4 protein-coding genes are annotated in these 5,836 nt (G+C 69.3%); 3 read left to right on the top strand and 1 reads right to left on the bottom strand.

The annotated features are described in order from the left end of the window. Positions 1–29: 29 nt before the first annotated feature. Positions 30–848, bottom strand: coding sequence for a bifunctional 2-polyprenyl-6-hydroxyphenol methylase/3-demethylubiquinol 3-O-methyltransferase UbiG (gene ubiG, locus ER13_RS15550; protein WP_035310701.1), 819 nt, complete (start codon positions 846–848; stop codon positions 30–32). Between the two features lie 56 nt (positions 849–904). Here ubiG and ER13_RS15545 point away from each other — a divergent pair, with 56 nt between their 5' ends. The 3 genes from ER13_RS15545 (at position 905) to ER13_RS15535 (ending at position 5,785) form a co-directional block, all read left to right on the top strand. Beyond that, positions 905–2,194 carry an aspartate kinase gene (locus ER13_RS15545; protein WP_035310698.1) on the top strand — a complete coding sequence of 430 codons (1,290 nt, stop codon included), beginning with the start codon at positions 905–907 and terminating at the stop codon, positions 2,192–2,194. Between the two features lie 44 nt (positions 2,195–2,238). Further along, on the top strand, positions 2,239–4,515 hold the full coding sequence (gene ptsP, locus ER13_RS15540; RefSeq protein ID WP_035310704.1) for a phosphoenolpyruvate--protein phosphotransferase: 2,277 nt from the start codon (positions 2,239–2,241) through the stop codon (positions 4,513–4,515). Positions 4,516–4,699: 184 nt separating this feature from the next. Beyond that, entirely contained in the window at positions 4,700–5,785 is a 1,086-nt protein-coding gene (locus ER13_RS15535; RefSeq protein WP_035310696.1) for a RodZ family helix-turn-helix domain-containing protein, read from the top strand. Positions 5,786–5,836: the final 51 nt, after the last annotated feature.

The raw sequence follows: 5,836 nt of genomic DNA, 5'->3' as shown, positions 1-5,836 counted from the left end.
CCCCTCCCCCGCAGGGGGAGGGAGAAACGCTAGGCCGTCCGCGTCGCCACCATCATATAGTTGATGCCCGCATCGTCGCTCTGGCTCCAGCGGTCGGTCAGCGGGTCGTAGTTCAGGCCGTACGGCCCCTCGACCGTCACAGCCTCCTGCGCCAGCATCGTCCGGATCTCGTCGGGCTTCAGGAACTGTCGCCAGTCGTGCGTGCCCGCCGGCACCCAGCGCAGAATATATTCCGCCGCCACCTTGCCCAGGGCCAGCGACTTCAGCGTGCGGTTCAGGGTGGCGACCATCATCACCCCGCCCGGCCGCACCAGGCGCGAACAGGCGCGCACGAAGGCTTCCGGGTCGGCGACATGCTCGATCACCTCCATGGTCAGGACCACGTCGAACGGCCCCGCCCCTTCCGCCTCGATCTGTTCGACCGTGGCGGCGCGATAGGCGATGTCCAACCCGACCATGTCCGCGTGGGCCCGCGCCGTGCCGATATTCTCGGACGAGGCGTCGATGGCGGTGACGGAAAAACCCATCCGCCGCATCGGCTCGGCGATCAGCCCGCCGCCGCAGCCGACGTCCAGAAGCGTCAGCCCCTCGAAGGGGCGACGCGCCTTGGGATCGCGGCCCAGCCGGGTGCACAGCTGTTCGCGGATCAGCGCCAGCCGTGCCGGATTGAACCGGTGCAACGGTGCGAACGGCCCGTGCGCATCCCACCATTCGGCCGCCTGGGCCGAGAAGCGGGCGACGTCGGCCGGGTCGATCGATGCGCCAAATGCGCCCCCGGACGAATTTTGCGGAAAACCATGCCCTTCGCGGGGTAGGCGAGACGGTGCGGCGTCGCTAGAAGCGGTCATGACGCGAGGGATGAACCTTCGCGCCCTTTCACGCAAGCAGGGGGCGAAACGCCACGATGACGCGGCCCGATTCTTCACGATCCGACACCACGCGACTGGTGATGAAGTTCGGCGGCACCTCGATGGGCGACCTCGAACGGATTCGGCGCGCGGCGCGAATCGTCGCCGCCGAGGCCGCGTCCGGCAAGAAGGTCGCCGTCGTCGTCTCCGCCATGGCCGGCAAGACCAACGAACTGGTCGCCTGGACCGACGGCGCCGGCCCGGCCGCGGCGGGCCTGCCGCTCAGCGACGACGAATATGACGTGGTGGTCGCCTCGGGCGAACAGGTGACGGCCGGGCTTCTGGCCCTGACCCTACGCAACATGGGGCTGAACGCCCGGTCGTGGATGGGCTGGCAGGTGCCGATCATCACCGACGACGCCCACGCCCGCGCCCGCATCATCGACATCCCCGGCGAGAAACTGGGCGCCGCCCTCGACGCGGGCGAGATCGCCATCGTCCCCGGCTTCCAGGGCGTCACCCCCGACGGGAAGATCACCACCCTGGGCCGCGGCGGGTCCGACACCTCGGCCGTGGCCGTGGCCGCCGCCCTGTCCTGCCCCTGCGACATCTATACGGACGTGGACGGGGTCTATACGACCGACCCCCGCATCGAGAACCGTGCGCGCCGCCTGGCCAAGGTCTCCTACGAGGAGATGCTGGAAATGGCCTCGCTGGGCGCCAAGGTGCTGCAGACCCGCTCGGTCGAGCTCGCCATGGCCAAACAGGTGCCGGTGCGCGTCCTGTCCAGCTTCATCGAACCGGACGCGTCCGGCCAAATGCCCGACAAGGGCGGAACCCTGATCTGCGACGAGGAGGAGATCTTGGAAAAGCGCATCGTGTCCGGTGTGACCATGAGCCGTGACGAGGCCCGCATCACCCTGCTGGGCCTGTCCGACCGCGTGGACGCCCCCGCCGACGTCTTCACCCGTCTGGCCGAGGCCAACGTCAATGTGGACATGATCGTCCAGAGCCAGTCGCGCACCGCCGGGGCGGTCAACCTGACCTTCACGACCGGCCGTCGCGACGCCGTCCGCGCCGCCGACCTGATGAAGGCCGCCCAGGCCGAGATCGGCATCGAGGAAATCCGCGTCGACGAGGATGTCGCCAAGGTGTCCGTCGTCGGGGTCGGCATGCGCAGCCACGCCGGTGTGGCCCAGACCATGTTCAAGGCCCTGGCCGACAAGGGCGTCAAGTTCCAGGCCATCTCGACCTCGGAAATCAAGATCAGCGTCCTGATCGACGCGGCGTACGCCGAACTGGCCGTGCGCGCATTGCATTCGGCTTACGGGCTGGACGCGATATAGAATGATTTGAACAGGCGCCTCGGCGCCGGAGCGCGGGAGCCATGATGCCGGCAGGCGGCGCGATGACCAGAGGACCTCGGATCCTCCTGCGCCAGATCCGCGAGGCTCTGGGCGGGGCCGGCGCGGGCGCGACCCCGGCGCAGGACCGTCTGAACATGGTGGTGCGGATCATCGCCCGGTCCATGGTCGCCGAGGTCTGCTCCATCTATCTGCGCCGCGCCTCGGGCGAGCTGGAGCTGTTCGCCACCGAGGGCCTGAACCCCGACGCCGTCCACAACACCCGCCTGCGCCCCGGCGAAGGCCTGGTGGGCGAGGTGGCCCGGATGGCCCAGCCGATCAGCCTGTCGGACGCGCCGTCGCATCCGTCCTTCTCGTATCGGCCGGAGACGGGCGAAGACCCCTATCACGCCTTCCTCGGCGCCCCCCTGCTGCGCGGCGGCCGGGCCATCGGCGTCCTGGTCGTCCAGAACCGCACCGAGCGGCGCTATGACGAGGAGGAGGTCGAGGACATCCAGACCATCGCCATGGTCCTGTCCGAGACGGTGTCCTCCGGCGAACTGCTGGAACAGGACGAGCTGCGCGACGTCGAACTGGCGCCCCACCGGCCCGAACGGCTGAAGGGCCAGAAGTTCGGCGACGGTCTGGCGGTCGGCCGGGTCGTCCTGCACGAAGCGCCCCTGCCGCCCGAGAAACTGCTGTCCGAAGACCCGGCGATGGAGGAGGCCCGGCTGAAGCTGGCCCTGGCCTCGCTGAAAACCGGCCTGGACGCCATGCTGGACAAGGGCCAGGGCCTGGCCGGACCCTCGTTCGAGGTGCTGGAGACCTATCGGATGTTCGCCGACGACCGGGGCTGGAACCGGTCGCTGGAAGAGGCGGTCCGCAACGGCCTGACCGCCGAGGCGGCGGTGGACCGGGTCCGGAACGAGCACCGCGCCCGCTTCGCCCAGGCGCGCGACCCCTATATCCGCGAACGGCTGCACGATTTCGAGGACCTGGCCAACCGGCTGCTGCGGGTGCTGGCGGGCGACAAGCCAGGCGAGCGCGAACTGCCGGACGACGCCATTCTGGTGGCGCGCAACCTGGGTCCGGCGGACCTGCTGGAATATCCCCGCGACAAGCTGAAGGGCCTGTTGCTGGAAGAAGGCTCGGCCGCCAGCCACGCCGCCATCGTGGCCCGCGCGCTGCAGATCCCGTGCGTCGGCCGCCTGATGGGCCTGCGCGACCGGCTGTCGGAAGGCGACGTCGTCATCGCCGATGGCGAGACCGGCGAGGCCTATCTGCGGCCCCGCCCCGACATGATCGAGGCGGTCCAGTCGCGTATGGCCGTGCGCGACCAGCGCCAGGCTCAGTTCGCCCAGTTGCGCGACACCCCCGCCGTGACCCTGGACGGCCAGCGCATCACCCTGCTGACCAACGCCGGCCTGGCGGTGGACCTGGAGAATCTGAACGAGACGGGGGCGGAGGGCATCGGCCTGTTCCGCACCGAATTCCAGTTCATGGTCTCGGACGAGCTGCCCCGGCTGAACGCCCAGACGGCCCTGTACAAGCTGGTGCTGGACGCCGCCGGCGACCGGCCCGTCACCTTCCGCACCCTGGACATCGGCGGCGACAAGGTCCTGCCCTATCTGGAGGCCGAGCGGGAGGAGAACCCCGCCCTGGGCCGCCGCGCCATCCGCCTGGGCCTGGACCGGCCGTCTTTGTTACGGATGCAACTTCGGGCCCTGCTGACGGCGGCGGCGGGTCGAGAGCTGCGCGTCATGTTCCCGATGATCGCCACGGTGGACGAGTTCCGCGCCGCGCGCGAACTGGTCGACGTCGAATGCGCCTGGGCCAAACGGCGCGGCCGCGCCCTGCCCGCCCTGTTGCGCGTCGGGGCCATGGTCGAATGCCCGTCGCTGCTGTGGCACCTCGACGCGCTTCTGCCCCTGACCGACTTCGTCTCGATCGGGACCAACGACCTGTTCCAGTACATGTACGCCGCCGACCGGACCAATCCCCTGGTCTCGGACCGCTACGATCCCCTGTCGCCGCCCACCCTGCGCGCCCTGCAGACGATCCAGAAGGCCTGCGCCGACACCGGCACCCCGGTCTCGATCTGCGGCGAACTGGCGGGCCGGCCGCTGGAGGCCTTCGCCCTGATTACCCTGGGCTTCACCCGCCTGTCAGCCCCGGCCGGCGGCGTCGGCCCCGTCAAGCGGATGATCCTGTCCGCGGACCTGACGGCGGCGCGCCGGGGCCTGAACAATCTGCTGAATCTCTCGACCGGCTCGGTGCGCAACGAGATCGAATCCCTGGCGCGGAAGTTGAACATCGCCGTCTGAGAGTCTTCGCGCGCGTTCCGTTTTGGGAATCGCCGTTGATGGGGCGGGCATTATGGTTTATCCACAGGACGCATCAGGACTGCCTCCGGGGGGAGGCGAGTCCAGTCACGAAGACATGCTACCGGACGGGTCCGTTTCGAGTACGGAGCGGCTTCAAGCCGTTCCGAGTGTGGGGTCAGGCGTCATGGCGCTGGATGCGGGGCAAGCCCCCGACGAGTTCAAGGCTCATCCTGATTGGAAGGACATTGCGCCCTCCATCGCAGAGTCCGTGACTCTGGGCGACGGCCTGCGCCGGGCGCGCGAGTCGTCCGGCAAGTCCCTGGCGGATCTGTCCGCCGAAACCAAGGTCCATTCGCGGTTCCTGACCGCTCTGGAGCAGAACGACTGGTCCTCCCTGCCCTCTCGGGTTTTCGCCATCGGCTATGTGCGTGGCTATGCGGCCGCCCTGGGCCTCGACGAGCAATTGGCCGTCGAACGGTTCAAGCGCGACAGCCCCGACACCTCGGCTCCGTTGAAAGCGCCCATCGGCATCGCCTTTGAGGATGTGAAACGCTATTCGCCGCGCATCATCGCGGTCGTCGCCGTGGCCGCCCTCGCCATCGTCGGATGGAATGTCTTCCAGCGCATCAATCTGATGAAGGCGCCCCGCGCCTCCGACATCGCCGCCGTGCCCGAGAGCTGGACCCTGGGAGACGTGCCCGGTCAGAACGGTCTGATCGACCTCAGCGCGCCCCGCGCCGCACCGCTGGACCAGACCACGCCGGCCCTCTACATCACGCCCGGCCTGGAGGCCCAGCTGACCGGGATCGATCCCAATGATCCTGCGGTGCTGGCGGCGACGGCGGCGGCCAACAACGCCCCCGTGCAAAAGGCCTTCAACCCACGCGGCGCCGTCTATGGCGCCCCCGCCACCGCCTCCCAGGTGGTGATCCAGGCCAAGAAGGCCGGCGCCCTGGTCGTTCGGCTGGGGGACGGTCAGGCCCTGTTCGCCCGCCAGATGGCCGCCGGCGAGGCCTGGCGCGCGCCGATGGGCGTCAGCGCCACCATCGATGTATCGGATCCGGCGGCCTTTGACGTCTATCTGAACGGCGAACACGGCGGCATCCTGCCGGCTGTCCTGACGCCCCTGGCCCAGTTGAACAGCCGCGCAGAACAGGCCGCCCGCCAGGTGGCGGGGGCCCAGGCCCGCCGCGTGGCGCAGGCTCGGGCCGTGCGGGCGGCCCAACAAGCCGCTCAACCCGCCCCTCCCCCCGTCGCGGCGACAAACTGATCGTCGCCCCCGTGGCCCTGACGCCGTCTTCGGCCTATATGAGCCCGTGAT

This window comes from Brevundimonas sp. EAKA (assembly GCF_000698025.1).
Lineage (GTDB): Bacteria > Pseudomonadota > Alphaproteobacteria > Caulobacterales > Caulobacteraceae > Brevundimonas > Brevundimonas mediterranea_A.
This window is presented reverse-complemented; position numbering and strand designations above follow the sequence as displayed.